The organism is Mycobacterium ulcerans subsp. shinshuense, from assembly GCF_002355775.1.
GTDB classification, from domain to species: Bacteria; Actinomycetota; Actinomycetes; order Mycobacteriales; family Mycobacteriaceae; genus Mycobacterium; species Mycobacterium marinum.
On the sequence record NZ_AP017624.1, the window covers coordinates 3,590,323 to 3,615,055 of the forward strand.

Below are 24,733 nucleotides of genomic sequence, written 5' to 3' on the forward strand. Positions count from 1 at the left end.
GATGCCACCACCACCGAACCCACCGACAGTAGGGGCAAAGGTCATGAGACGCCGGGATGTCCAGCGACCATCACGGAACAATCTCTCCGGTCTGGCCGTTGCTGCCGGGCACCCCGAGAAGGCCGTCGAGACCGGTGTCGCCGCCCGTACCACCGGCCGCACCGCCGGCGCCGCCCTGACCACCCAGTGCCAAGTCACCACCGGCGCCGCCGGTACCACCGGTCTGGGCCGTGCCGCCGTTGCCACCACTGCCGTCGGCACCACCCTGGCCGCCCTGCCCGCCGGTAGTGCCGGCGCCGGTAGCGCCGGTCGAACCAGCCCACCCGATCACGCCGCCGGCGCCACCGCTGCCGCCGGTAGTGCCGCCGGCGCCGCCGTCGCCACCGGTGCCGCCGTCGCCGCCGAGCACGCCATTGGCACCGATGCCACCGGTCGTCGTTCCCGAAGTGGTGGTGGCCGCGCCGCCGATACCGCCGTCCCCACCGGCCCCGCCGATGCCTCCGATTCCCCCGACGCCGCCGATACCGCCGACGCCTCCGTTGCCCCCGATCCCGATGAACCCGGCCGCGCCGCCGGTGCCGTCGGCACCTCCAGCACCACCGGTCCCGCCGTTGCCACCGAGCCCTCCGACGCCTCCGACAGCGCCGTCGCCTCCGGTCGCCGCGGCGGCATCGCTGAAGGCTGCCCCACCGTCGCCACCGATACCGCCCGCATAGCCGGCCGCTCCGGTGCCGCCGGTGCCACCGGTGCCCCCGGCGCCGCCGTTGCCGATGAACATCCCGCCACGCCCACCGTTGCCGCCGGCACCGCCGGTGTCGCCATTACCGCCAGTTGCCCCCTGCAGCGTGCTACCGGCACCACCGATCCCGCCGTTACCACCTATCGCAGCACCGCTGATGGTGTTGTTCCCGAAGCCGCCGTCACCGCCGGCACCGCCGTCGCCGCCGCCGGTTCCACCGTCGGCACCAGCACCGCCGTCGCCGCCGGTCGCCGTGCCGCCGGAACTACCGTCGGTTCTGCCCTCACCGCCCATCCCGCCTTCGCCGCCGTTGCCACCGTTGGGGCCAGCGGTACCGCCGCCCCCGCCCATACCGCCGGTGCCCGAGTTACCGTCGGTCGACTCGCCGAGCCCACCCGCACCGCCGGTGCCGCCGATTTCGTCGCCCGTGCCGGCGTCACCGGGATCCCCGTTGCCTCCCGTTACGTTGCCGTTGTTGCTTTGGTCAGCACCGGCGCCACCGGTACCGGCTGTGGCACTCGGGGTCGGATTAGTCCCGTCTGTCCCCGCCAGACCGGTGCCGCCCTGGCCACCGGCACCACCCGAGCCGAACCAATTCGCGTTTCCGCCGTTGCCGCCCTGGCCGGGCAAACCGCCGACGATGCCGGTCATGGCCGCTCCGCCTTGCCCGCCGTTACCGCCGTCACCCAGGAGCGTTCCGCCGGCACCGCCGTCGCCACCGGCCGCCCCGGCCCCGCCCATCCCGCCATTGCCGCCGTTGCCGATCAGCGGGCCCGCGCCGCCCATGCCCCCGGCCGCCCCGACCCCTCCGGTACCGCCGACACCGCCGCCGCCGAGGAAGCTGCCGGCACCGCCCGCGCCGCCGACGGCACCGTCGCCACCATCGCCACCGAACCCGCCGTTGCCGAAGAAGCCACCGGTGCCACCGGTGCCGCCCATGCCGCCGTCACCACCCATGTTCGAGGCCCCGCCCGCGCCCCCGGTCCCGCCGTTGCCCAAGAATCCGGCAGCCCCGCCGGTACCGCCGGCCAACCCGGTGGCGCCAACCCCGCCCACTCCGCCCGCCCCGCCGTTGCCCAGCAGCAGCCCGCCCCGTCCGCCCAGGCCGCCGGCGGCGCCCTCGCCACCGGTACCCCCGGTGCCGCCATTGCCGAATAGTCCTGCCGCGCCGCCCGTCCCGCCGACCTGGCCCGCCGCACCCGAGCCGCCATTGCCCCCATTGCCAAGCAGGATCCCGCCGTCGCCTCCGGCAGCGCCGGTGCCATCGGCACCGTTGGCGCCATTGCCGATCAAGGGGCGCCCCAATAGGGCCTGTGCGGGGACGTTGACCACACCCATCAGTTGATCCAGCGGCGAGGCATTCGCGGCCTCAGCGGCCGCGTAGGCGCCGGCGCCGCCCGAAAGTGTTTGGAGGAAGCGCTCGTGAAACGCGGCCGCCTGAGCGCTCAGGCTCTGGTAGCCCTGGGCGTAGGACCCGAACAGCGCCGCGACGGCCGCCGATATTTCATCACCCGCTGCTGCCACGACGGTCGTTGTCGGCAGCGCCGCAGCGGCATTGGCCGTTGTGAGCACCCTTCCGATGTTCGCCAGATCCGAGACCGCGGCCGTCACCGCGTCCGGAACAGCAATCACAAACGACATCTGCCAACCTCCCATACAGGACAAGCGATGATCGAGCGCTGGGCAGCATCAAATCCTATCCCCGTCACGAATAACACAATGGATATTCGCCCAACAGCGTGCGCGCGTCGGGGAAATTCGGTTGCCCCGCAAGCCCTTCTCCAACGCCCGATCGGACCAAACACGCCGCACTCCAGCTATCGCCACACCCACGATCCGGCGCAATTGGCAGTCGCGACAAACTGAAATCCCCTGTACCGCAGATTGTTAATGGCGGGTACCGGAGAAATCCGTCCCGGCCGACCGTCGAAACCCGATAGATTCCGTTTTCGATACCAAAACCTAATCCCCGCACCGAGCTTGGCCGAACTCCCAACTCGTCAAATCCCGATGAGACAATCGAAATCCTGTTCGAGCGGGGCGGAGCCGGGTTGAGCCATGAGCCCCTAGCGGGCAGCGATGCCACCGCCCGAGACCGAAAGCCATCGCAGCTAGCAAAAGCCCTGTGCCGCAAAGTCCCCCACACCATGGGCCGTCAATCCACGTCGAGCGACCGAACGCTCCGGGCAGACGGCGCGCTCGGGTCGAGCGCCGCGGCCGGCTCGAGAACGCACAACCGGTCAATATGTCGCGCCCATTTGCACACGCTCAGCCCGATTCCGGTGAGACCCTTGACTCATGCCTCATGAAGGACCGAACCAGCTGTATGGCCTCTACCTGAGCATGCTGCGCCGAATAGGCCACTACCGATGGTTCGCGGCCAGGGCTCCGGCGTTGTTGATTAGCAGGCTTGTGAGCTGGGTTGATGATCTTTGGTGCCGCGCTATTGGGGCCGGAGTGTAGGCACGGGCTATCTGGAGAACGATCGAGTTGGTTACTGTTCGTCGTTGGTCTGGAGTTGCCCGTGCCTACCGTTTCAGTATTGCCTGTGTCGTCGGTTCCAGAGGTGTTCGACCGCTGGAGTCCTGGTGAGCGCAGCGGGCTCATCGGATCGGAGTTTCTCGATGTGTTGGCCTCGGTGCCAGACCCGAGGGACCCACGCGGTCGGAGGTATTCGCTGATGGCTTTGTTGGCGATCGCGGTTCTGGCCACTGCCGCGGGGATGCGCGGCTATGCTGGTTTTGCCACATGGGCGGCCACCGCTCCCGATGATGTGTTGGCCCAATTAGGGGTCCGGTTCCGGCGGCCCAGTGAGAAGACCTTCCGCGCTGTTTTGTCTCGGCTAGACCCCGCCGACCTCAACGCCAGGATGGGCAGTTACTTCACTGCACACGTGGCCAGCAGCGACCCCAGCGGATTGGTGCCGATCGCGTTGGACGGCAAGATGCGGCGTGGTGCTTTACGCGCCAAAGCGACAGCCACGCATCTCGTGTCGGTGTTCGCCCACCGTGCCCGATTGGTGCTCGGTCAACTCGCTGTCGCCGAGAAAAGCAATGAAATTCCCTGCGTACGTGCCCTGCTCACGCTGCTGCCGGGTAGCTTGCGGTGGCTGGTCACCGTGGATGCGATGCATACCCAGGTCGTCACCGCGAAGTTGATCTGCGCCACCTTGAAGTCGCACTACCTGATGATCGTCAAGTCCAACCAAGCCAAAATACTTGCGCGTATCACCGCGCTGCCCTGGGCCGAGGTGCCCGCAGCCGCTACCGACGACTCCCGCGGCCACGGCCGTGTCGAGACCCGCACCCTGCAAATCATCACCGCTGCACGAGGAATCGGCTTCCCCTACGCAAAACAAATCATCCGGATCACTCGTGAACGCTTGATCACCGCCACCGACCAGCGCAGCGTGAAGGTGGTCTATGCCATCTGCAGCCTGCCGTTCGAGCACGCCCGCCCTACCGCGATCATGACCTGGATGCGTCAACACTGGGGAATCGAGAACAGCCTGCACTGGATACGCGACGTCACCTTCGACGAAGACCGTCAAAGGGCACATACCGGAAACGGCGCACAGGTCCTAGCAACGCTACGCAACACCGCGATCAATCTGCACCGCCTCAACGGCGCCGACAACATCGCCGAAGCCTGCCGGATCACCGCTTTGACCGCCAACCGCCGCCTAGACCTCCTCAATCCACAATTCCCCAGCTCACAAGCCTGCTAATCAACAACGCCGGAGCCCTGGCTGCCGCCCAAGCAACTTGACCTCGCGCGAGTGTGGCCGCAGTACTACACCTGGGAAAGCGTGGTCGAAGCCGACGGGCTGGACTGGTTCACCGTGCACCCGGGGCCCATCCTGGACCAGGCCATGCATGCGCGCTACCACGCAATCAGGGCCTACCTGGACAACGGCATGAACGTCGTCGCCGATGACGTGATCTGGAAACGGGAGTGGCTCATCGATGCACTCCAGATTTTCGAAGGTGCTCAGGTCTGGATGGTCGGGGTTCACGTCTCCGATGAAGAAGGCGCCCGTCGGGAAGAAGAGCGCGGCGACCGCTATGCGGGATGGAACCGCGGCAGCGCGCGCGCTGCCCACCGCGATGCCGAGTACGACTTCGAACTCGATACCACCGCGAGCCCGGTGCGGGAGCTGGCGCGCGAACTCTACGAGTCCTACCAGGCCTGCCCGCAACCCACGGCTTTCGACCGATTGCGCAAGCGCTTCCTGCCCTGAGCCGCAGCCTCAATCTTGCGGGGCGACGGTAGCTTTGGCCCACCGGTAATCCGGCTTGCCGGCCGGCGAACGTTGCACCTTGGGGCAGAAGACAATCTCCTTCGGCAGCTTGTAGCGGGCGATGTGTCGCGCGGCCTCCCCGATGATGCTGTCGGGGTCGGGGGCCGCGCCCTCGGCCAGCTGCACGATCGCGACGACTTCGTTTCCCCAGCGCGGGCTGGGCCGCCCCGTCACCACGACGTCATAGACGGCAGGATGCTCGGCGATCGCGGCCTCCACCTCCTCGACAAAGATCTTCTCGCCACCGGAATTGATGGTGACCGAATCCCGGCCCAGCAGCTCGATCGTGCCGTCGGCGTCCCAGCGCGCCCGGTCGCCGGGAACCGAATGCCGGATTCCTTCGATGACGGGAAAGGTCCGCGCGGTCTTGGCTTTGGCACCGAGGTAGCCCAGCGGTATCACGCCCTGCTGGGCAAGCCAGCCGATCTCGCTGTCCCCCGGCGTGAGGATTCTGGTCAAATCCTCGCTAACCACCACCACACCCGGGATCGGGTCGAAGCGTCCGCTTGCGGGAAGCACCCGACTGGACACCTGGACCATTTGTGATCCCGATTCTGATGACCCGCCCACGTCCAGGATCGTCAACTGCGGCAACAGATCGACGAAACGCTGCTTGACCCCGGCGCTGAGCGCGGCGCCACCCGAAATCAGCACCGACAGGGCGGACAGGTCGTAGTCGCCGGACTCGAGTTCGTCGAGCAATGGCCGGCCGAAGGCGTCGCCGACAATCGACAGCGACATCACCCGTTCCCGAGCGGCCATCGCCCACGCCGCGGCTGGATCGAAGCGGGTGGCCATTTGCGGCATCACAAACGGCCGGCCGCCGCACAGGCTGATGAACGCCGCCCACTGCGCAGCGCCGTGCATGAGCGGAACGACCGTCATCGAGCCCGGTCCTCCTTGCCGGGATCGCTCGACGATGTCGTCGAGCCCGGTCACCAGCTCGCCGGTGCCGAACGTTCGCCCACCCATCGAGTTCATAAAGATGTCGTGCTGACGCCACAGCACCGCCTTCGGCATCCCGGTGGTGCCGCCGGTGTAGAGCATGTACAGGTCGTCTGGCGACAACTCGACGTCTAGCGGCTCGTCGGATACCGACGCCAGTAGCTCCTCATAGCGCACCGCGCCGGGCAGCGGATCATTTCCGGACTCATCGTCCACGTGGATCAGCTGCGGTTCACCGCCGGCCTTCTCCAACGTCTCGGCCAACGTCGGACCGAACCGAGCGTGGTAGATGACCGCATCCGCGCCGGCATTGCGCAGCAGGTACGCGAGTTCGTCAGCAACGTAGCGATAGTTGATGTTGAACGGGGCGACCCGCGCCTGGTACGCGCCGACCATCCCTTCGAGGAACTCGTTGCAGTTGGTCATATACAGGCCGAGGTGACTTGGACCCGACTCGTAGGGCGCCAATTGCGACCGTTCCCGGCTGGCGCCGAAACCCCACTGGTGCAGCGCCCGAGCCAAGCGGCGGGCACGCCGTTCGGTTTGAGCGAAGGTGAATCGCCGATCCCCGTAGACGATGCAGTCTCGGTCCGGGTTGGCAGCGGCCACCACCGAGAATACCTGGGCGATGTTGTATTCCACCGGCTCTCCTCAGCTCGTTCAAGCCAACGTCTGGGCCCCTAGCAACGCTATAACGCCGACCCCGATCTGCATGGCGAGTTGCGGCTGAACTTGGCGCCAGTTGCGCGAATTCGCCGAACCGCCGGCGAGTCGACCGTAATTGGCTGGATGCGACCGAGGCGCGGACGCACCGATACATTGCTCGGCTGCGTTTCGGACGCACATCTCGCGTCCGTCAGGCATCCTTTAGCCATGGATGTGGAAGCCCTGCTGCACACGATTCCGCCACTAGCGGTCTACATCCTGGTCGGCGCCGTCGTCGGGGTCGAGAGCCTGGGCATTCCCCTTCCCGGGGAGATCGTGTTGGTCAGCGCCGCCCTCCTGTCATCGCATCACGAACTGGCCGTGAATCCGGTCGGGGTTGGGGCGGCGACCGTGATCGGCGCGGTGATCGGCGACTCGATCGGTTACACGATCGGACGCCGGTTCGGCATGCCGCTGTTCGACCGGCTCGGGCGGCGTTTTCCCAAGCACTTCGGCCCGGGGCACGTCGCGCTCGCCGAACGGTTGTTCAGTCGCTGGGGCTCTCGGGCGGTCTTCTTCGGTCGTTTTATCGCGCTGCTACGGATCCTGGCCGGCCCGCTGGCCGGTGCCCTGAAGATGCACTACCCGCGATTTCTGACCGCCAACGTGTCCGGGGCGATCTGCTGGGCGGGCGGTACCACCGCGCTGGTGTACTACGCAGGCATGGCGGCCGAACACTGGCTGCAGCGGTTCTCCTGGGTCGGGCTGGTGATCGCCGTCGTGGGCGGCCTCATCGCGGCGATCCTGCTGCGCGAACGCACCGCCCGGGCCATCGCCGAATTGGAGGAAGAACACCACCGCAAGGCGCAGACCGCCGAGGCTTGACCTGGCCTGACTAGCAGGCCGCCGCACCGGCCGCGCGGTGCTGTTCGATGAGCACCTGGGCCATGCGCTGGGCGCGGCGGGCCGAATCCGGGTCACCCACCGCCGCCAAGATAATGGCGCCCTTCATCAGGATGTGCCAGGACCAGGCAAAATCCTCGACGTCGTGCAGCCCTGCGGCCACCGCTCGTTCACGCACGATGCCGCGGACGTGGTCGATGTGGCCGATGCACGCCCGCCCGGCGGGGTGATCGGCCCCCAGTTCGAGCAACACGTTGATGAATGAGCAGCCTTCGTAGCCGTCGCGGCTTTGGAACCACTCGTGCAGGACGTCGAAGATCGCCAGCAACTGTTCCTCGGGCGTGTTGCCGCGCGCCCGTGACTTCTGCTCGATCAGACCGAAAGTCCAGAGTTCTTCGCGACGCTGCAGCACCGCCAGCACCAGGTCGTCCTTCGTGGCGAAGTGCCGATAGAGCGTGGCTCTGGCCACCCCGGCACGATCGATTACCTCATCGGTGCCGACGGCCCGGATGCCGCGCCGACTGAACAGATCGTATGCGGCCCCCAAAATGCGCTCACGAGCCGACACAGCCGGCGTGGTGGCCTCCGGGATTGCCATAGCGAGGATTAACCATACTCTCAGGCCGAAGAGGTAGACAGACCGCCCTGTCTTGTTATACAAATGAGATTCGAGCGACGAAAGTCTGTCTTCAGACGCGCAGGACGGGCATCCATCGCAGCGTTACGACGCCAGTCGATTAGGAGCGCACCATGAGCGTGGATATCGCAGAACCCTTTACCCCTCACCCAATGCTCAGCATCCGGCTGCTCCGCGAGTTGGGCGACCCGCACAGCACACTGCGGGCCGCCACCGACTTCCGCAGCACCGCGGTGTTGATCCACGCGGGCGGCGAGGTGGACGCGGCCAACGAACACACCTGGCGCCAGCTGATCGCCGAGACGGCCGCCAGTGCCCCGTCGCCGGGATTGTTCGTCGTCGACCTGAGCGGCCTTGATTTCATGGGCTGCTGCGCGTTCGAGGTTCTGGCCGAGCAGGCCGGCCGATGTCGCGCCCGCGGCGTCGAGCTGCGCATCGCCAGTGCCGCCCACACCCGCGTGACTCGCATCGTGGCGGCGTGCGGGCTCAGCGACGCACTGCCCGTCTACCGGTCGGTGGACGCCGCCCTAGCGTTGCCCGCCCCATCGGATTGAGCACCCGGCCCCGTTGGGTTCAAGCGGGGTCAGGCGGGGCCTGCGGGCCGCGATCCACACCGGTACGCAACTTGACCGACGCCGAGTACGCGAGTGTGCGAAAGCGAAGCACCGGGTCATCAGAGGCTTCGATGCCGTCGGTCACCCGCATCGGGTCGAACACGACGATATCGCCGTCGTGTTCGCGTTCGGTGTCAACGCCAGTGACGTCAAGGGTGCCGACGGTCACCATCTCCGAACCCTGCCAAGGCACCGACGGATCGACGATCGAATCCCCCGGGCCGGCGATTTGGACGCGAAAATAGAACCGCACCGGCCCGGCGGCGAGGCGGGTTTGCAGTTCGTCGGTGAGGACGTCGGCGCCCTGGTTGCGGGCCGCCAGCGGCGACAGGAATTTCTCCCCGACCGCGGGAATCATGTGGTAGCGAACGAATCTCGCACTGCCGTCAGCGGCTACCCAGCGAAAAGCGTGCAGCCCGTGATATTCGCAGGTGGCGTAACTGGCCGGAATTCTGTTCGCCGCGCCCAGGATCGGCAGCGCGGCCAGCACGCGCGGGTGGGTGACCAGATACTTCGCAATGCGCGCCGGGGTGGTCAGGCTCGGCCGCAGCGCTTTGAGCAGATCTACGAACCCCTCCGGCGTGCTCGAGGTGAACAGCCGCGCGGTCTGCATCGACACATCGGTGGTGGACTTGTCGGGCAGTGTGAATTTCACTGCCATGCCGCGCACTCCGGGCGCGCCGTCGCGCTGGGTGGGCTTGCCCGATCCATTGGAAAACCGGATCAGCGCCGCGACGGTGGCGCCGTCGAAGTGTTTGGCGCGAGAAAGCCCGGCCGCCTCGGGGGTCGCGGTGAACGTGCCGCGATACAGGGTTCCCTTGGCGTGCAACGCCCGGTAACCGGGACACGCTCCCCCGGTCCCCCGGATCGCTTCGATCGCCTCGTCAGGAGTGACTGAACCGCCCATTGGCGAATCCTAAGTCCTGCCGTCGCCCCGCCGGGGCGGCGGCTACAGGTACGGGACCGTCGCGGTTGCGTACATCTGGGCGGGGTCGGCGAGCAATTCGTTGTATTTGTTCTGCAGCGTCGCGATGGAGTCCCCCACGGGTTTGTCGCAATAGCGGCAGTGCGCTTTGAACTGGCCCTGCCCGTCTTCGTCCGGCCAGAATCGGCGTGGCCCGACCTGTGCACCGGGGTCGAATTGGACCGACTGATGCGCGGCCTCTTTGAGGATCCTGCCCACCGGATGACCCTGCGGGCATTCGAGTTTCAACACGCCCAGCCCGTCGGAAAAGCTCATCGTCTGCCATCCTCCGTGTTGTTTTGGACAACCTGCCAAGGCTGACGGTATGCCATCGCGCCGGGTAGCGCCTCGCCGTGCGGCGACCGCGGCCGGCTCAGGTGCAGCAGTCGGGACTGAGCACCGCGCACAACGCCTGCAGGGCCTCGGTGTGCACTCGGTGAAAGACGTGCATGCCGCGCCGCTCGGAGACCACCAGGCCCGCCTTGCGCAGCTGGGTCAGGTGATGGCTGACGGTGCCATCGCTGAGGTTGAGCGCGGTGGCGAGGGTGCCACTGATCTCCTCCCCGGCCGGGGAACCGAAGAGCAGCGACATGATCTTGACCCGCGCCGGGTCCGCCAGGGCCTTGAGCCGCAGGGCCACCGCCAAGGCGTCGTCGTCGCCGATCGGTCCGGCGGCCACCGGGGCACAGCAAACGGGTGCGGAGATGTCGATCACGGGCAGGGCCTTGGGCACAAGTTCACTCTGCCAGATACCTTGACATATATCAAAACGGTGACGACACTGGGCAGCGGCGCCACTTTGATATATGTCTAACCAGCCGGAGGTTTCACCCGATGTCCCGTGTTCAGCTTGCCCTCAATGTCGATGACCTTGACGCGGCAATCACGTTCTATTCCAAGCTGTTTAACGCCGAACCGGCCAAACGCAAACCCGGATACGCCAACTTTGCGGTGGCCGATCCCCCACTGAAGCTGGTGCTGCTGGAAAACCCCGGCGCTGGCGGCACCCTCAACCATCTCGGCGTGGAAGTCGGCGATAGCGACACCGTGCATGCCGAGATCGCCCGCTTGGCCGAGACCGGAACGTTCACCGAGGAAGAGATGGGCACGACGTGTTGTTTTGCCACCCAAGACAAGGTGTGGGTGACCGGCCCCGGCGGTGAGCGCTGGGAGGTATACACCGTGCTGGCCGACTCCGAAACCTTCGGCACCAGTCCGCAACACCCCGCCGACCAGGAGAGCGACGCGGCCGAGGCGGGTGAGTGCTGCGGCGCGCAGACCGCGGCCGCGACATCCTGCTGCTAGGTGATGACCCGAGGCGGGTGGGGCGGCTGGGCCGAGCGCCCCACTTGCCATCGGATTCGATATCCATCAATATCGATGCATGTCGAATCGTGTCGAAATGGATGCGCCGTGCTGTGTGACAGCGCCGCTGCTGCGTGAGCCGCTCGAGGCCAGCTCAGCGGTCGAAATGGCGGCCCGATTCAAGGCATTGGCCGATCCGGTGCGGTTGCAGCTGCTGAGCTCGGTAGCAAGTCATGCCGGAGGCGAAGCCTGCGTCTGTGACATCTCCGCCGGAGTCGAGGTGGGCCAGCCCACGATTTCCCACCATCTCAAGGTGCTGCGGGACGCGGGTTTGCTCACTTCACAACGGCGCGCCTCGTGGGTGTACTACGCCGTGGTCCCGGAAGCACTCAACGCGCTGTCGCGGCTGTTGAGCGTTCACGCGGGCAGCGCAACCGAGCTGGAGACATCGGCATGACCGGCACCGTCGACCACCAGCCCGCGCCCGCGGTGGTGGGCAAGCTTTCCACCCTGGACCGGTTCTTGCCGGTATGGATCGGACTGGCGATGGCCGCCGGGTTGCTGCTCGGGCGCTGGATTCCAGGCCTGAACACGGCATTGGAAAAGGTTCAGGTCGACGGGATCTCGCTCCCGATCGCCCTGGGCCTGCTGATCATGATGTATCCGGTACTGGCCAAGGTGCGCTACGACCGCCTCGATAGCGTCACCGGCGATCGCAAGCTGTTGATCAGTTCCCTGCTGCTGAATTGGGTGGCCGGCCCGGCGCTGATGTTCGCACTGGCCTGGCTGCTGCTGCCGGATCTGCCGGAGTACCGAACCGGCCTGATCATCGTCGGACTGGCCCGCTGCATCGCCATGGTGATCATCTGGAACGACCTGGCCCGCGGGGATCGCGAGGCGGCCGCGGTGCTGGTCGCGCTGAACTCGATTTTCCAGGTGGCGATGTTCGCGGTGCTGGGCTGGTTCTACCTGTCGGTACTTCCGGGTTGGCTGCATCTGACACAGACCACCATCTCCACCTCGCCGTGGCAGATCGCCAAATCGGTGCTGATCTTCCTTGGTATCCCGCTGCTGGCCGGATACCTGTCCCGGCGGTTGGGCGAGCGGGCGAAAGGCCGCGGCTGGTATGAATCCCGGTTTCTGCCCAAGGTCGGGCCATGGGCGCTCTATGGCCTGCTGTTCACCATCGTGATCCTGTTTGCGCTGCAAGGCGATCAGATCACCAATCGCCCCCAGGATGTCGCGCGCATCGCGCTGCCGCTACTGGTTTACTTCGCCGTCATGTGGGGCGGCGGCTACCTGCTGGGCGCGGCGCTGCACCTGGGCTACCAACGCACCACGACCATGGCGTTCACCGCCGCGGGCAACAACTTCGAACTGGCCATCGCCGTGGCCATCGCCACCTACGGCGCAACCTCGGGTCAGGCGCTGGCCGGAGTCGTCGGCCCGCTGATCGAAGTGCCGGTTCTGGTGGGACTGGTCTATGTGTCCCTGGCGCTGCGCAACCGCTACTACGGTCCGGCCCCCACCGGCGCAAGCACGACATGATCAAGCCCAGCGTCTTGTTCGTCTGCGTACACAACGCCGGACGTTCGCAGATGGCCGCCGGATGGCTGCGCCACCTCGCCGGTGATCGCATCGAAGTTCGCTCGGCCGGTACCGAGCCCGCTGACGGCATCAATCCCGTCGCGGTAGCAGCGATGGCCGAACTGGGCATCGACATCACCGCCAACACACCCGAGGTGCTCACCGGGGCGTGGGTACAGACCAGGGCTCCGGCGTTGTTGATTAGCAGGCTTGTGAGCTGGGTTGATGATCTTTGGTGCCGCGCTATTGGGGCCGGAGTGTAGGCACGGGCTATCTGGAGAACGATCGAGTTGGTTACTGTTCGTCGTTGGTCTGGAGTTGCCCGTGCCTACCGTTTCAGTATTGCCTGTGTCGTCGGTTCCAGAGGTGTTCGACCGCTGGAGTCCTGGTAAGCGCAGCGGGCTCATCGGATCGGAGTTTCTCGATGTGTTGGCCTCGGTGCCAGACCCGAGGGACCCACGCGGTCGAAGGTATTCGCTGATGGCTTTGTTGGCGATCGCGGTTCTGGCCACTGCCGCGGGGATGCGCGGCTATGCTGGTTTTGCCACATGGGCGGCCACCGCTCCCGATGATGTGTTGGCCCAATTAGGGGTCCGGTTCCGGCGGCCCAGTGAGAAGACCTTCCGCGCTGTTTTGTCTCGGCTAGACCCCGCCGACCTCAACGCCAGGATGGGCAGTTACTTCACTGCACACGTGGCCAGCAGCGACCCCAGCGGATTGGTGCCGATCGCGTTGGACGGCAAGATGCGGCGTGGTGCTTTACGCGCCAAAGCGACAGCCACGCATCTCGTGTCGGTGTTCGCCCACCGTGCTCGGTCAACTCGCTGTCGCCGAGAAAAGCAATGAAATTCCCTGCGTACGTGCCCTGCTCACGCTGCTGCCGGGTAGCTTGCGGTGGCTGGTCACCGTGGATGCGATGCATACCCAGGTCGTCACCGCGAAGTTGATCTGCGCCACCTTGAAGTCGCACTACCTGATGATCGTCAAGTCCAACCAAGCCAAAATACTTGCGCGTATCACCGCGCTGCCCTGGGCCGAGGTGCCCGCAGCCGCTACCGACGACTCCCGCGGCCACGGCCGTGTCGAGACCCGCACCCTGCAAATCATCACCGCTGCACGAGGAATCGGCTTCCCCTACGCAAAACAAATCATCCGGATCACTCGTGAACGCTTGATCACCGCCACCGACCAGCGCAGCGTGGAGGTGGTCTATGCCATCTGCAGCCTGCCGTTCGAGCACGCCCGCCCTACCGCGATCATGACCTGGATGCGTCAACACTGGGGAATCGAGAACAGCCTGCACTGGATACGCGACGTCACCTTCGACGAAGACCGTCAAAGGGCACATACCGGAAACGGCGCACAGGTCCTAGCAACGCTACGCAACACCGCGATCAATCTGCACCGCCTCAACGGCGCCGACAACATCGCCGAAGCCTGCCGGATCACCGCTTTGACCGCCAACCGCCGCCTACACCTCCTCAATCCACAATTCCCCAGCTCACAAGCCTGCTAATCAACAACGCCGGAGCCCTGGGGTACAGACCAGCGACGTCGTCATCACCATGGGCTGCGGCGACGCCTGCCCGTACTTCCCCGGCGTCAGCTACCGCGACTGGACCCTGGCCGACCCGGCCGGCCAGCCCCTCGACGTCGTGCGGCCGATCCGGGAAGACATCGGCGAACGAGTGCGAGCCCTGATCGCCGAGTTGCTCAACGAGGATCCCGATACCGCGCAGATTTGCCGGGGATAGCCATTTCGGCCTCTTCCGAGGCGAGGTTTGCTAGGTTTTGTCGGGATCGTTACTGCCGGTGCGAAATCGCCCGCCGAAGAGACCTGTCAAATGAGCCAGCTCACGAGCCAGCCCGCCGGCGATCCATATGCGTGAGGCCGGTACTACTCCCGGGCCGGGGCAAATACTGCGGGTCGCCGTTCCCAGCTTCCTGTTGTTGTTCCTCGTCGCCTGTGGCGGGTCCGGACGGGTGAGCCACCCGGCGGCTCATGGCTCGTCGTCAGCGCAGGAAACCACCACTGCGCCAGAATTGAGCGCCGAACCGTTGCCCTTCAATGCCGGCGGCCTGCTTGCCGGTTCGGCGCACCCCAGCTTCCCCGAGGGGGAGCCGAACAAGATGTCCGTCGTTCAAGTCGGTCCGCTGACCGTGCATGAGGGCGGATCAGCCAAGCTCCCGTTTGCCTTCCGCAACAACACGAGCGAGACGATCTCATTCATCGACTGGACGGGGCTGGTCCGCAGTGAGGGCACCGTCATCAAGACCGGCAGCAGCCAGGGCACGATCCCCGCGCGGGTAAAGTCCGGTGAGGTGGGCCTTGCGTTCATCTACTTCGACGACAGGACGCCACCTCCACCCCCGGATGCCAAGTACGAGTTCTCGGTGAACAGCACCACCGCCGATGCGGGCCTGTCCGGCACGGCACTGCTCAAGGCCACCGAGGCCAACATGACGCCGTATTCCATCGTCGGAGCGGCCATCAACAACACCGGGAAATCCGTCGAGGGCCCATTCTCCGTCGCGGCCTACTGCTTTGACGGCAACAATTTGCTTAGCGAAGCGGACGCATTTGCTGAGCTGGATGATTTCGTCGCCGCCGGCAACCAGGTCACCTTCACCGTGGACCTCTTCGGCGCCGACTGCCCGACGTTTACCGTCGGGGTCAGCGGATACTTCGCGGCCTGACCGGGGTCCGCTGCCGCGGCCTTGCCGTGCCCCAGGGGTAGCCAGGTGCCGCGGCGCACCTACCGGGCGGCCCCGGAGCCGGGATCGAACGGAATTTGTTTGCCGAATCGGCATGCCATTGACCAGCGTTACCCCCTGGCCCGCAAGGCTTTTAGCCGTTAACTCAGCAACAGCAGACGTCAACACGCAGCGCTTGTGATCGCATACGAACCCTGGCTGATCAGCAAACAAACACCTGAGGCACCGAGACGCGGCCGACGCGCCGCTAAGCAGGCAGATAGATCAATCGCACCCGAGCGGAGTCGCAGCTAGCAAAGTTTGCTATCCGAATAATTGGAATGGCATTCCACAATAGGAATTTCCGTTCTCGACGGTCACGAATTGCGGCAATGTACCGGCTCATCAAATGGCGGTTAAATACTCTGCAGATACCGTCAAAACCCTGAATTCGCGAATGGTCGTGCCTAACATTGACGGCTGCGACTATTCGCCAACGAAACAGCGCCCCTCTGGCACGGCCAGGGGCTGGGAGGACACCGATGTCGTATGTGATCGCGGCCCCGGAAATGCCGGCGGGCGCAGCCACGGACCTGGCCGGCATCGGCGCTGCACTGCAGAGTGCCAACGGCGCCGCTGCGGCCCCGATCACCGGCGTGCTGGCCGCCGGCGCCGACGAAATCTCCGCGGCGGTGGCCGCACTGTTTTCCGGCCACGCCCTGGACTACCAGGCCCTGAGCACCCAGATGGCCGGGTTCCACCAGCAGTTCGTCACAGCCCTCAACAGCGCCGGGGCCTCCTATGCGGCCGCCGAGGCGGCCAGCGCCAACCCGCTGCAAGCTGTCGAACAACAACTGCTCGGGGTGATCAACGCGCCCACCCAAGCCCTGTTGGGGCGGCCCCTGATCGGTGACGGCACCGCGGGCGCGCCCGGGCAGAACGGCGGCGACGGCGGACTTCTGTGGGGCAACGGCGGGGCGGGTGGCGTCGGGACCGCCGCGCATCCCACCGGCGGCAGCGGCGGATCGGCCGGACTCATCGGCACCGGCGGGGCCGGCGGCGCCGGCTACGGCCCGGCCGCCCAAACCGGCGCGACCGGCGGCAGCGACGGGGTTGGCGGAACCGGGGGCTGGCTGTACGGCAATGGCGGGGCCGGCGGAATCGGCGGCACCGGCGGCAGCGGGCTGGATGGGCCCGACAGCGGCGCGGCGGGTGGCGCCGGCGGTAGCGGCGGCAGCGGCGGTGCGGCCCGGCTATTCGGCAATGGCGGCGCCGGCGGTAGCGGCGGGCAAGGCGGCAACGGCGGCAGCACCATCGAGACGGGCAACGGCGGTGCCGCCGGTGCCGGCGGCACCGGTGGCGCCGGCGGACACGGCGGCTGGCTAGTCGGCAACGGAGGAATCGGCGGCGATGGGGGCAGCGGCGGCGTAGGCGGCGACGCGGGCGCCTATGGACCCCCCGCAAACGGTGGCGCTGGGGGCCACGGCGGCATGGGCGGCGTAGGCGGCGACGCCGGGTTGCTGTTCGGCAGCGGCGGCGCCGGCGGGGTGGGCGGCAATGGCGCCATCGGTGGGACCGGTGTGATGAGCGGCGCCGGCGGCGCCGGCGGTGACGGCGGCAACGGCGGATACGCCCAGCTGATCGGTGACGGCGGCGGCGGCGCCGGCGGCGCGGGTGCGCCTGGCGCCGCCGACGGGGACCCCGGCACCGCCGGCGGCGACGGGCTGCTGTTGAGCTCGGCCAGCGCCGCCCCGCTGTACGCGGTCGAACAACAGGTGCTCGGAGCGATCAACACGCCCACCCAGGCCCTGTTGGGGCGCCCGCTCATCGGCGACGGCGCCACGGGGGCAGCCGGGCAGAACGGCGGGGACGGCGGACTTCTGTGGGGCAACGGCGGAGCCGGCGGGACCGGAACCGCTGCGCATCCCACCGGCGGCAGCGGCGGATCGGCCGGACTCATCGGCAACGGCGGCGCCGGCGGCGCCGGCTACAGCGCGAGTGGCCTGCCCCCCGCAGGGATCGGCGCACCCGGCGGCGCCGGCGGGGCCGGGGGAAACGGCGGCTGGCTGGTCGGTAACGGCGGAGCCGGCGGAATCGGCGGAATCGGCGCCAGCGGCAGCTTCGGTGCGCCCAGCGGTCAGGGCGGCAACGGCGGCATCGGCGGAGCCGCGGGGCTGTTCGGCCAGGGCGGCGCCGGCGGCAACGGCGGGCAGGGCGGCGGCGACGACTTCGCCCTGTCGGCTGGAGCGGGCGGGGCGGGCGGTGCCGGCGGGCACGGCGGCCAGCTCTACGGCGATGGCGGCGGCGGCGGCGCCGGTGGCATGGGCGGCAGCGTTGACATCGCGGAGAGCGGGGTAACCGGTGGTCGCGGTAGCAGCGGCGGCGTGGGCGGCGGCGCCGGGCTGTGGGGCGCCGGCGGGCAGGGCGGCGACGGCGCGCAGGGCGGGGACGGCGGGGCGGGCGTCGACACCACCACCGGCGCGGGCGGCGACGGCGGCGCCGGCGCTGGTGGCGGAACCAGTGGGTTCCTGTACGGCAACGGCGGAGCCGGCGGTGCGGGCGGGCATGGCGGCGGTGGGCCAGGCATGGGCGGTGATGGCGGGGACGGCGGCGACGGCGGCAGGGCCCAGCTGATCGGCACCGGTGGCAACGGCGGAGCGGGCGGCACCGCCGCCCCTGGCGGGACCGACGGGACCGCTGGCGCCGCCGGCAAAGGTGGAGTGCTGTTCGGAACCGACGGGGCAACCGGGTAACCACCACCGACCGCTGCCCGACGGCCGCTCGCGGCGCCTACGCCGGTGCTTGACTGCGAGTTCGCATCGGGCATGGGTGAAGAAAACCCATAAACAAACCTTGTGGTCCCGGCTGGGATCGAACCAGCGACCTTCCGCGTGTGAAGCGGACGCTCTCCCACTGAGCCACGGGACCGGCGCCGAACGGCAACGAGGAGGAAGACTAGCACGATCCACGGCGTCAATGAACGCGCCGTCTGAGCCGGCGACCACCAAAGCGCCCCAAAGGACCTCGCGATTTGTGCCCGTCCGCTCAAGTGGACTAGTGTCTTGCTTCGCACCGGACGACGATCTCGCCCGTTGCGCGCGGATGTAGCGCAGTTGGTAGCGCATCACCTTGCCAAGGTGAGGGTCGCGGGTTCGAATCCCGTCATCCGCTCGAAGGTGCAAGTGGCATCAATCCCCAGCGGTGGAGTGGCCGAGTGGTGAGGCAACGGCCTGCAAAGCCGTGCACACGGGTTCGATTCCCGTCTCCACCTCCAGATTTGATCCCCCCAGCGCGATTAGCTCAGCGGGAGAGCACTTCCCTGACACGGAAGAGGTCACTGGTTCAATCCCAGTATCGCGCACCAGAGTCAGCGCAGTTCGCAGGTGCTACTTAGCACTGCTCATCAATTCTCGTGGTCGAATTCGGCTACACCGTCGCCTACCGTTCGAACCGCAGAGACGGTCGTCTCCGCTGCGGAGGTGTACGTAGTACTCATGTCTGAAGGGCCACAGCGGCGGGCCGAGGCCGCGCCGGCAACTCTTGCGGCATCGGCGCTACGGCCACGCAACGTGCTGGCGATCGCGGTCTCCGCGATTTCCCCGACGACGTCGGTGTTCTTGATCTACGGCGACGGGCTGCAGATCGCCGGAACCGGCGTCGTGTGGGCGTTTGTCATTGGCTCCGCCATCGCGGTGTGTATGGCGCTGTGTTACGCCGAGGTCGGCTCGGTCTTTCCCTCCGCCGGCGGCGCCTACACGATCGTGCGCCGCGCCATCGGCCCCGTAGCGGGTGGCGTCACCAGCGTGCTGTTCCTGCTGCTCGGAGTGGTCTCGACGGCCGCCATCCTGGTCGCCGCGGCGACGTATCTGTCGTCGCTGATCGGCGCCGCCGTACCGGTGCAGGGGCTGGCGCTGGGGATGATGGCGCTCATCACGGCGCTATCGATCGGGAAGATCGCCCCGGCCAGCTGGGTTGTCGCCGCCATGCTGGCCCTCGAACTGGCCGTGATCATCGTCTTCACCGTCGTGGCCTTCGCGCACGCTTCCGCGGTTACCAAGCCGTTCACCCAGCCGGTGACGGCCGGGCCCGGCGGCGCCCTCGTTGGTGTCGGCATCGCCGGTATTTTCGCTGCGGTCGGTCCGGCGCTGTTTGCCTTCAATGGCTACGACTGGCCGCTGTATTTCTCCGAGGAGACGGCGGGATCACGACGCGCGATTCCGCACGCCGTGGTCTTGTCCGCGGTCCTGGCCGTCGTGGTCGAGTGCGTCGCGGTGATCGCCGCGACCCTGGCCATCCGCGACATTCCCGCCGCCATCACCGATGGTTCTGCGGTCGAGTTTCTTGCCCGCCAAATGATGGGTCCGGCCGGCGCGACGGTTCTGGTCGCCGGCGTGGTGGTGGCGATGTTCGATACCGGCCTGGCGGCAAACCTCGGGTATGCGCGCGTCTACTACGCCGCGGCCAGGGATGGGATGCTGCCGCGACGGCTGCAACCTCTGTTCGGTCGACTGTCAGCCCGGTCGCGGGTCCCGGTGCACGGATTCCTTTTCCTCTTCCTCGGCAACGGCCTGCTGTGCGTCTTCATGTCGCTGCCCAAGCTCATCACGTTCACCGGCGTGGTCATCGCCATCGTGTATCTGCTGGTGGCGTTGTCGGCGATCGTCTGTCGTGTTCGGGACCGCGACTTGGTGCGGCCCTTTCGGATGCCGCTGTGGCCGCTGCCGCCACTGCTGGCAGTCGTGGGCGTCGTCGTGACGCTGGCCACCCAGGAAGTCAAGGACCTCGCTATCGGCGCCGGCCTCGCCGCCGCCGCGGCCCTGGGTTATCGGATAGCCCGGCGAAGGTTGCCCGCGCGCCTGGGCGGCGACCCCGTCACTGGTCGCAGCACGCCGTAACTCGGCATGCACACGAGGCGCGGATCGGCACGTCGGCACGCGCGGCGGCCAGCGCGAGCTGTTGGCCGATGATGGCGGCCTCAGCGGTTCGACCGAGCCGCTGCAGGCACTCGTGATACCCGTGCAGGCTCCAAACGTTTCCGGGATGCTGACACGGCCGGGCCAGGGTGGGGTCCAGTCCCAGGTCGGCGGCATACACCGCGGCCGCCTCCTCGACATGGCCCTGTTCGAGCAGCAGCGCCCCATACGCATGCCGGGTGGGCTGCATCCAGCCCCAGGGCTCGTCGTAGGGCAGCGTGTCATCGAGTGTCACCGCGCGCCGTAGGTGCGCGAAGGCCTCGTCGAAACGCCCGTCGCGGTAGGCGATCTCACCGTCGAGCATGGCGGCGGCCACCGCGAGGATGTCGCGGCTGGTGTTGTTGAACAGGTACCGCGACTCCGGCACCCGCGCGCAGGCCTCGACGAACGCGACGCGCTCGGCATGGGCCTGAGCGAGTTGGCCGGTGGCCGCCAGGGCGACACCACGGCCATAGTGAATCGTGGCCGTCGTGGTGCAGTAGAGGTCCCGGTCGCATTGCAGTGGTTGTGCGATCAGCTCCTGCCATCTGCCGAACCGCACCAGCACGTGGGTCCGCAGCGGCACGAACGCCTCGAGCCAGTCGGCCATCGGCGGAGATTCGATCGATAGCAGCTCGGCCCCCAGCTGGCCGGCCAGCTCGTCGGCGGCCCGCAGCGCGATCTGCGATTGCCCTTCGAACATCGCCGAGTACACGATGAAGTGCAGGTCGTGCGCGCGGTAGAGCGAGTAGAAGTTCAGCGGGCCCTCGCGACTGACGAACCGCCGATCCGCCCGCACCGCGGCAAGATTGGCCAGCACCGAGCTGCGGTAGTCGCCGCACAACACGTCGATATGGCTAGGCATGTGCTGCAGATGCCCGGCGTCGGGCACCAAGCCGCGCAACAGGTCGGCCGCCGGCAGGGCAACCTCGGGGGTCGCCGACATCTCCATGGCGTGCAGGTACAGGTGCAGGATTCCCGGATGGGCCCGGCCCGCGGGGGTGGCCAGTGCCTGGTCCAGGAGGCGCTTGGCCTCGAGCACCCGCGAGCCGGCGGCCGGCTCCCCGGTCGCCGTGTCCCACAGGGCCCAGGCGGTGACGTTGAGCAGCGCGTCGGCGGCCAGGGCCTGCACGTCGACATCGGCCGGATAGGCGGCGGCCAGCTCTGCCATTGCGTCGGCGTAGGCGCCCAGGCCGGCGCGCAGCGCCTCCGCGTCGTCGGGGTCGTCGGTCGGGAAGCGGGCTTGCAGCGCCGCGACCAGGCCTTGGTCGACCGGACTGGCCCGTCCCTGGGCGGCCAGGGACAGCTCCATGCGTGCGCGGGCCAGTGACGTGGTCATATCGACGGGGTCGAACGCCACCCACGGCTTGTTGTAGTTCGGGCCCACCGCGTAGGCGATCCCCCACCGCGCAATGGCCAGGCCGGGATCAAGGTCCAGCGCCCGTTCAAAGCAGCGGATCGACTCTTCGTGATTGAACGCGTACGCCCACACCATCGCCCGGTCGAACCAGACCTGCGCCTGGGCGGAGGGGGTCTGGACGGGCCGGTGGTAGCTGCCGAGGTCGAAGTATTGCTCGCCGGCGGTCATCGCCACACCCCCGCCGCGTGGCCCCGCATCATCACCGCTGCGCCGCAAAGGATTCGACGACTTCGGCCAGCTCGTCGACCGCCTCCCAGTTCAGCAGGTGTCCCGCGCCGGGCACGGTGACCAGCCGGGCACCCGGGATTCCGGCGGCCAGCCGGTGCGAGTGGCTGGGCGGGGTGGTGCGATCCGAGGAGCCCACCATCACCACCGCCGGCACCGAGATCTCGGCCAGCCGTGGATAGCGATCCTCGCGCGAGAACGCCCGCACGATGGGTAGGTGCGGTCCGTGCCGGTCGAGATGTTGATGGAACCACTCGAGGAATACCGAGATCATCGCCGGTGACGGACGCGCCCCGCACTGTGCCGCCCCGAACAGCACCGCGATGGTCCTGCTGCGCAGCAGCCGTTGCAGGATCCCGCGTTCCAGCAGCGGGATCTGTAGGCGGTTCTGCGGAGCCCCGTCCAGCACCCGGCCCGCCCAGGTGGCGAACAGCACCACCGCGCGCAGCCGCTGCGCCAGGGCGCCATGGTCGAGCAGGGCGCGGATGCTGACGAAGCCCCCCATCGAATGTCCGACCAGCACGCCGTCGCGGATATCGAAGTGTTGCAGCACCGCGGCAAGATCGTCGGCCATGGGCTCCGATCCGATTCCCTCGGCGCCCAGTGTCGACCGGCCATGGCCGCGCTGATCAAAGGCAATCACCCGCAGGCCCCGGGCCAGCAGTTCGTCCCAGACGAAATTCCACTCGGTGAGGCTGGCGCAGTAGCCATGGACCAAAATCACCGGCGTCCCCCGGCCTGCCACCAACGCATGCAGCACGGTCCCGTCGGGGCGGGTGATCGCGACCCGCTCACCTTGTGGTTCGGCCAGCAACCGTTCCCTGGGAAACGGGTCGGGATTGCGCTCGATTCGGCGGGCCAGGGCCCGGGCACCACCCCAGCCGACCAGACCGCTGGCACCGGCTAGGGCCGCGGCGGCCAGCGTCGGTCTCATCCGTCCAGCTTGCCTGATTTGCCTGGCTCAGAGCACGCAATGGCCTAGCGGGCTCAGCCGGGAGGGTTTGCGCCGTGGCCGGAAAGGATCGCGGGGCAATAGGCATTGCCCGCGATCGCGGTGAACTTGGCTGCGCCATCTTCTTGGAGCCCGGAATTGGAGCTCTGTACCTGCTTGACAACGTCGACCGTCTGAGTCCCGTTGTTCACTTGCTGACATATCCATTTGGCGGCCGCGATCGCTCGTGCCGCGTCCGGATAGGTGATGCCGGCCTTTCCCAGCGCAACCAGGAATGCGTCATCGTTGGCATCGGCGTGTGCGGGTGCGGCCAGGCCGACCATGACGGCCAACCCTGTCACCCCAACCAAGAGCTTCATATCCCCCTGATGGTCCCAGACCGGCGCCATCCCTGCATCCCGGAGAACACGCCAAGATCGTCAACCTAGCGTTGACGAAACCGCTGTCGTCAACCTATCGTTGACGACGTGGCCGATCCGACCAAAATCACCTATCCCGTCCGCCTCGACGAACTGATCGACGCGATCAAACAGGTCCACACCAACGCGCTGGACCAGCTGACCGACGCGGTCCTGGCCGCCGAACACCTCGGCGAGATCGCCGACCATCTGATCGGACACTTCGTCGACCAGGCGCGTCGTTCCGGAGCCTCATGGACCGACATCGGCAAGAGCATGGGAGTGACCAAACAGGCCGCGCAGAAGCGATTCGTCCCCCGAGCCGAAGCCACCACGCTGGACCCGGAGCAAGGCTTCGGACGCTTCACGCCGCGCGCTCGCAGCGCGGTGGTCGCCGCCCAGAACGCCGCCCACCAAGGCGCCAACGACGAGATCACCCCCGACCACCTGCTGCTGGGAGTGCTGGCCGACCCCGCCGCGCTGGCCACCGCGCTGCTGCGGATGCAAGCGATCGACACCGAGGCCCTGCGCGCGTCGGTGCGCCTACCCGCGGCCACCGGCAAAACCCCCGCCCTCATCCCGTTCAGTGGACCGGCGCGCAAGGTGCTGGAACTGACCTTCCGTGAGGCCCTTCGGCTCGGCCACAACTACATCGGCACCGAGCACATGCTGCTCGCGCTGCTCGAACTCGAGGACGGAGCCGGACCGCTACACCGATCCGGTGTCGAGAAGTCACGTGCGGAGGCCGATCTGAGCAGCGCGCTCGAGTCATTGACCGGCCACGGACCGGACGGTCGTCCCGGCAAGTCCTGAAGACTCAACCCCTCCCCTTCGCATTGCCGCATGTGTAATCATGCGAAGATCCCAGAACAGGGCGCCGAGGAGGCAAACATGCACCGCTGGCCGAAGGTTGTTCGCTCCGCCCTCGTCGTTCTCGTGGCCCCCGTCTTTGCCGTCTTGCTCGCCGCCGGTGCCGGGGTGCTGGCATTGAACTCGGCCGCTCCCCGCGCCTGGGCCGGCGATGCGCCGATCGGACACATCGGTGACACGCTTCGAGTCGATACCGGCACCTATGTCGCCGACGTCACCGTGAGCAACGTGGTACCGGTCGATCCGCCGCCGGGATTCGGCTACACCCGCACCGGCGTGCCGGTGAAGAGCTTCCCCGGCAGCTCGGTGAACCGCGCCGACGTGACGGTCCGTGCGGTCCGGGTGCCCAATTCCTTCATCATGGCCACCAATTTCAGCTTCGACGGCGTCACCCAATTCGCCGACGCCTACAAGCCGCGCCCCTGCGACGCACCGGATTGGCTGGACGCCGCACTGGGCAACGCACCACAAGGCTCGATCGTGCGCGGCGGGGTGTACTGGGACGCCTATCGCGATCCGGTCTCCGTCGTCGTGCTGCTGGACCGCAAGACCGGCCAGCACCTCGCACAGTGGAACCTCTGAA

Annotated in this window: 19 protein-coding genes, 4 tRNA genes and 4 pseudogenes; 17 read left to right on the forward strand and 10 right to left on the reverse strand. The window is 67.4% G+C overall.

Going from position 1 to position 24,733, the window contains the following annotated elements; translation table 11 throughout:
* Window positions 1–70: 70 nt before the first annotated feature.
* Complete coding sequence (locus tag SHTP_RS16035) at window positions 71–2,380, reverse strand: PE family protein (RefSeq protein ID WP_096372515.1); 2,310 nt, start codon at window positions 2,378–2,380, stop codon at window positions 71–73.
* 883 nt (window positions 2,381–3,263) lie between these two features.
* On the opposite strand from SHTP_RS16035, the gene SHTP_RS16040 reads away from it, so the two are divergent.
* Together SHTP_RS16040 and SHTP_RS16045 are read left to right on the forward strand one after the other, a co-directional pair.
* The gene (locus SHTP_RS16040) at window positions 3,264–4,466 is read left to right on the forward strand and encodes an ISAs1-like element IS2404/ISMul1 family transposase (protein WP_420873015.1); all 1,203 of its coding nucleotides are present in this window, start codon (window positions 3,264–3,266) and stop codon (window positions 4,464–4,466) included.
* Between the two features lie 21 nt (window positions 4,467–4,487).
* Window positions 4,488–4,979 (forward strand): annotated as a pseudogene (locus SHTP_RS16045) (phosphotransferase-like protein); the annotation flags it as partial.
* Window positions 4,980–4,988: 9 nt separating this feature from the next.
* Here SHTP_RS16045 and SHTP_RS16050 read toward each other — a convergent pair.
* Entirely contained in the window at window positions 4,989–6,626 is a 1,638-nt protein-coding gene (locus SHTP_RS16050; protein WP_096371130.1) for an acyl-CoA synthetase, read from the reverse strand.
* A gap of 231 nt (window positions 6,627–6,857) precedes the next feature.
* On the opposite strand from SHTP_RS16050, the gene SHTP_RS16055 reads away from it, so the two are divergent.
* Window positions 6,858–7,514: a DedA family protein gene (locus tag SHTP_RS16055; RefSeq protein ID WP_096371131.1), complete on the forward strand. Its 657-nt coding sequence runs from the start codon at window positions 6,858–6,860 to the stop codon at window positions 7,512–7,514.
* Window positions 7,515–7,524: 10 nt separating this feature from the next.
* Here the strand turns inward: SHTP_RS16055 and SHTP_RS16060 are convergent, their stop codons facing one another.
* Window positions 7,525–8,130: a TetR/AcrR family transcriptional regulator gene (locus SHTP_RS16060; protein WP_015355360.1), complete on the reverse strand. Its 606-nt coding sequence runs from the start codon at window positions 8,128–8,130 to the stop codon at window positions 7,525–7,527.
* Between the two features lie 152 nt (window positions 8,131–8,282).
* Here SHTP_RS16060 and SHTP_RS16065 point away from each other — a divergent pair, with 152 nt between their 5' ends.
* Complete coding sequence (locus tag SHTP_RS16065) at window positions 8,283–8,723, forward strand: anti-sigma factor antagonist (protein WP_096371132.1); 441 nt, start codon at window positions 8,283–8,285, stop codon at window positions 8,721–8,723.
* A 19-nt stretch (window positions 8,724–8,742) separates the two neighbouring features.
* Here SHTP_RS16065 and SHTP_RS16070 read toward each other — a convergent pair whose 3' ends face one another.
* From SHTP_RS16070 to SHTP_RS16080, 3 genes are all read right to left on the reverse strand, one after another.
* Window positions 8,743–9,690: a catalase family peroxidase gene (locus SHTP_RS16070; protein WP_096371133.1), complete on the reverse strand. Its 948-nt coding sequence runs from the start codon at window positions 9,688–9,690 to the stop codon at window positions 8,743–8,745.
* A 42-nt stretch (window positions 9,691–9,732) separates the two neighbouring features.
* Complete coding sequence (locus SHTP_RS16075) at window positions 9,733–10,023, reverse strand: hypothetical protein (protein ID WP_012393834.1); 291 nt, start codon at window positions 10,021–10,023, stop codon at window positions 9,733–9,735.
* Window positions 10,024–10,120: 97 nt separating this feature from the next.
* Entirely contained in the window at window positions 10,121–10,480 is a 360-nt protein-coding gene (locus tag SHTP_RS16080) for an Rv2640c family ArsR-like transcriptional regulator (RefSeq protein WP_011741093.1), read from the reverse strand.
* A gap of 101 nt (window positions 10,481–10,581) precedes the next feature.
* Between SHTP_RS16080 and SHTP_RS16085 the strand changes: the two genes are divergently transcribed.
* The 7 genes and pseudogenes from SHTP_RS16085 (at window position 10,582) to SHTP_RS16120 (ending at window position 18,086) form a co-directional block, all read left to right on the forward strand.
* Entirely contained in the window at window positions 10,582–11,052 is a 471-nt protein-coding gene (locus SHTP_RS16085) for an ArsI/CadI family heavy metal resistance metalloenzyme (RefSeq protein WP_096371134.1), read from the forward strand.
* A gap of 79 nt (window positions 11,053–11,131) precedes the next feature.
* Window positions 11,132–11,509 (forward strand): ArsR/SmtB family transcription factor, encoded by a 378-nt coding sequence (locus SHTP_RS16090; protein ID WP_011741095.1) that lies wholly within the window; start codon window positions 11,132–11,134, stop codon window positions 11,507–11,509.
* Window positions 11,506–12,821: pseudogene (gene arsB, locus SHTP_RS16095) on the forward strand (ACR3 family arsenite efflux transporter); the annotation flags it as partial. The gene SHTP_RS16090 and the pseudogene arsB, both read left to right, overlap by 4 nt.
* A 142-nt stretch (window positions 12,822–12,963) precedes the next feature.
* Window positions 12,964–14,155: pseudogene (locus SHTP_RS16105) on the forward strand (ISAs1-like element IS2404/ISMul1 family transposase).
* 22 nt (window positions 14,156–14,177) lie between these two features.
* Window positions 14,178–14,393, forward strand: a pseudogene (locus SHTP_RS16110) (low molecular weight phosphatase family protein); the annotation flags it as partial.
* A gap of 127 nt (window positions 14,394–14,520) precedes the next feature.
* Window positions 14,521–15,336 (forward strand): hypothetical protein, encoded by an 816-nt coding sequence (locus SHTP_RS16115; RefSeq protein ID WP_096371136.1) that lies wholly within the window; start codon window positions 14,521–14,523, stop codon window positions 15,334–15,336.
* A gap of 539 nt (window positions 15,337–15,875) precedes the next feature.
* The gene (locus tag SHTP_RS16120) at window positions 15,876–18,086 is read left to right on the forward strand and encodes a PE family protein (protein WP_096371137.1); all 2,211 of its coding nucleotides are present in this window, start codon (window positions 15,876–15,878) and stop codon (window positions 18,084–18,086) included.
* A 103-nt stretch (window positions 18,087–18,189) separates the two neighbouring features.
* Here SHTP_RS16120 and SHTP_RS16125 read toward each other — a convergent pair.
* Window positions 18,190–18,261 (reverse strand) — tRNA-Val (locus SHTP_RS16125).
* 170 nt (window positions 18,262–18,431) lie between these two features.
* Here SHTP_RS16125 and SHTP_RS16130 point away from each other — a divergent pair.
* The 4 genes from SHTP_RS16130 (at window position 18,432) to SHTP_RS16145 (ending at window position 20,228) form a co-directional block, all read left to right on the forward strand.
* Window positions 18,432–18,504: transfer RNA gene (locus SHTP_RS16130), tRNA-Gly, on the forward strand.
* A 29-nt stretch (window positions 18,505–18,533) separates the two neighbouring features.
* A tRNA-Cys gene (locus SHTP_RS16135) sits at window positions 18,534–18,607 on the forward strand.
* Window positions 18,608–18,622: 15 nt separating this feature from the next.
* Window positions 18,623–18,697 (forward strand) — tRNA-Val (locus SHTP_RS16140).
* Window positions 18,698–18,827: 130 nt separating this feature from the next.
* Window positions 18,828–20,228: an APC family permease gene (locus SHTP_RS16145; RefSeq protein ID WP_096371138.1), complete on the forward strand. Its 1,401-nt coding sequence runs from the start codon at window positions 18,828–18,830 to the stop codon at window positions 20,226–20,228.
* On the opposite strand, the gene SHTP_RS16150 is transcribed toward SHTP_RS16145, so the two are convergent.
* Genes SHTP_RS16150 through SHTP_RS16160 form a run of 3 tightly spaced genes read right to left on the reverse strand, consistent with a single transcriptional unit; the run spans window position 20,206 to window position 23,241 of the window.
* A complete protein-coding gene (locus SHTP_RS16150; RefSeq protein WP_096372516.1) occupies window positions 20,206–21,873 on the reverse strand; it encodes a tetratricopeptide repeat protein in 1,668 nt (555 codons plus the stop codon). The genes SHTP_RS16145 and SHTP_RS16150 overlap by 23 nt on opposite strands.
* Window positions 21,874–21,904: 31 nt before the next feature.
* Window positions 21,905–22,864, reverse strand: a complete 960-nt coding sequence (locus SHTP_RS16155; RefSeq protein WP_012393826.1) for an alpha/beta fold hydrolase — start codon at window positions 22,862–22,864, stop codon at window positions 21,905–21,907.
* Window positions 22,865–22,917: 53 nt separating this feature from the next.
* Window positions 22,918–23,241: a DUF732 domain-containing protein gene (locus SHTP_RS16160; protein ID WP_172900559.1), complete on the reverse strand. Its 324-nt coding sequence runs from the start codon at window positions 23,239–23,241 to the stop codon at window positions 22,918–22,920.
* A 108-nt stretch (window positions 23,242–23,349) separates the two neighbouring features.
* Between SHTP_RS16160 and SHTP_RS16165 the strand changes: the two genes are divergently transcribed.
* Both SHTP_RS16165 and SHTP_RS16170 read left to right on the forward strand, forming a co-directional pair.
* Entirely contained in the window at window positions 23,350–24,093 is a 744-nt protein-coding gene (locus SHTP_RS16165; protein WP_096371140.1) for a Clp protease N-terminal domain-containing protein, read from the forward strand.
* A 78-nt stretch (window positions 24,094–24,171) separates the two neighbouring features.
* A complete protein-coding gene (locus SHTP_RS16170; protein WP_020787955.1) occupies window positions 24,172–24,732 on the forward strand; it encodes a hypothetical protein in 561 nt (186 codons plus the stop codon).
* Window position 24,733 lies beyond the last annotated feature (1 nt).

What these genes read in the sequence shown, in the direction of transcription:
- SHTP_RS16085 (WP_096371134.1), top strand. Translation starts at nt 10,582, where the DNA reads ATGTCCCGTGTTCAGCTTGCCCTCAATGTCGATGACCTTGACGCGGCA.
- SHTP_RS16150 (WP_096372516.1), bottom strand. Translation starts at nt 21,873, where the DNA reads ATGACCGCCGGCGAGCAATACTTCGACCTCGGCAGCTACCACCGGCCC.
- SHTP_RS16160 (WP_172900559.1), bottom strand. Translation starts at nt 23,241, where the DNA reads ATGAAGCTCTTGGTTGGGGTGACAGGGTTGGCCGTCATGGTCGGCCTG.
- SHTP_RS16090 (WP_011741095.1), top strand. Translation starts at nt 11,132, where the DNA reads ATGTCGAATCGTGTCGAAATGGATGCGCCGTGCTGTGTGACAGCGCCG.
- SHTP_RS16155 (WP_012393826.1), bottom strand. Translation starts at nt 22,864, where the DNA reads ATGAGACCGACGCTGGCCGCCGCGGCCCTAGCCGGTGCCAGCGGTCTG.
- SHTP_RS16120 (WP_096371137.1), top strand. Translation starts at nt 15,876, where the DNA reads ATGTCGTATGTGATCGCGGCCCCGGAAATGCCGGCGGGCGCAGCCACG.
- SHTP_RS16115 (WP_096371136.1), top strand. Translation starts at nt 14,521, where the DNA reads ATGCGTGAGGCCGGTACTACTCCCGGGCCGGGGCAAATACTGCGGGTC.
- SHTP_RS16075 (WP_012393834.1), bottom strand. Translation starts at nt 10,023, where the DNA reads ATGAGCTTTTCCGACGGGCTGGGCGTGTTGAAACTCGAATGCCCGCAG.
- SHTP_RS16055 (WP_096371131.1), top strand. Translation starts at nt 6,858, where the DNA reads ATGGATGTGGAAGCCCTGCTGCACACGATTCCGCCACTAGCGGTCTAC.
- SHTP_RS16060 (WP_015355360.1), bottom strand. Translation starts at nt 8,130, where the DNA reads ATGGCAATCCCGGAGGCCACCACGCCGGCTGTGTCGGCTCGTGAGCGC.
- SHTP_RS16035 (WP_096372515.1), bottom strand. Translation starts at nt 2,380, where the DNA reads ATGTCGTTTGTGATTGCTGTTCCGGACGCGGTGACGGCCGCGGTCTCG.
- SHTP_RS16145 (WP_096371138.1), top strand. Translation starts at nt 18,828, where the DNA reads ATGTCTGAAGGGCCACAGCGGCGGGCCGAGGCCGCGCCGGCAACTCTT.
- SHTP_RS16070 (WP_096371133.1), bottom strand. Translation starts at nt 9,690, where the DNA reads ATGGGCGGTTCAGTCACTCCTGACGAGGCGATCGAAGCGATCCGGGGG.
- SHTP_RS16170 (WP_020787955.1), top strand. Translation starts at nt 24,172, where the DNA reads ATGCACCGCTGGCCGAAGGTTGTTCGCTCCGCCCTCGTCGTTCTCGTG.
- SHTP_RS16065 (WP_096371132.1), top strand. Translation starts at nt 8,283, where the DNA reads ATGAGCGTGGATATCGCAGAACCCTTTACCCCTCACCCAATGCTCAGC.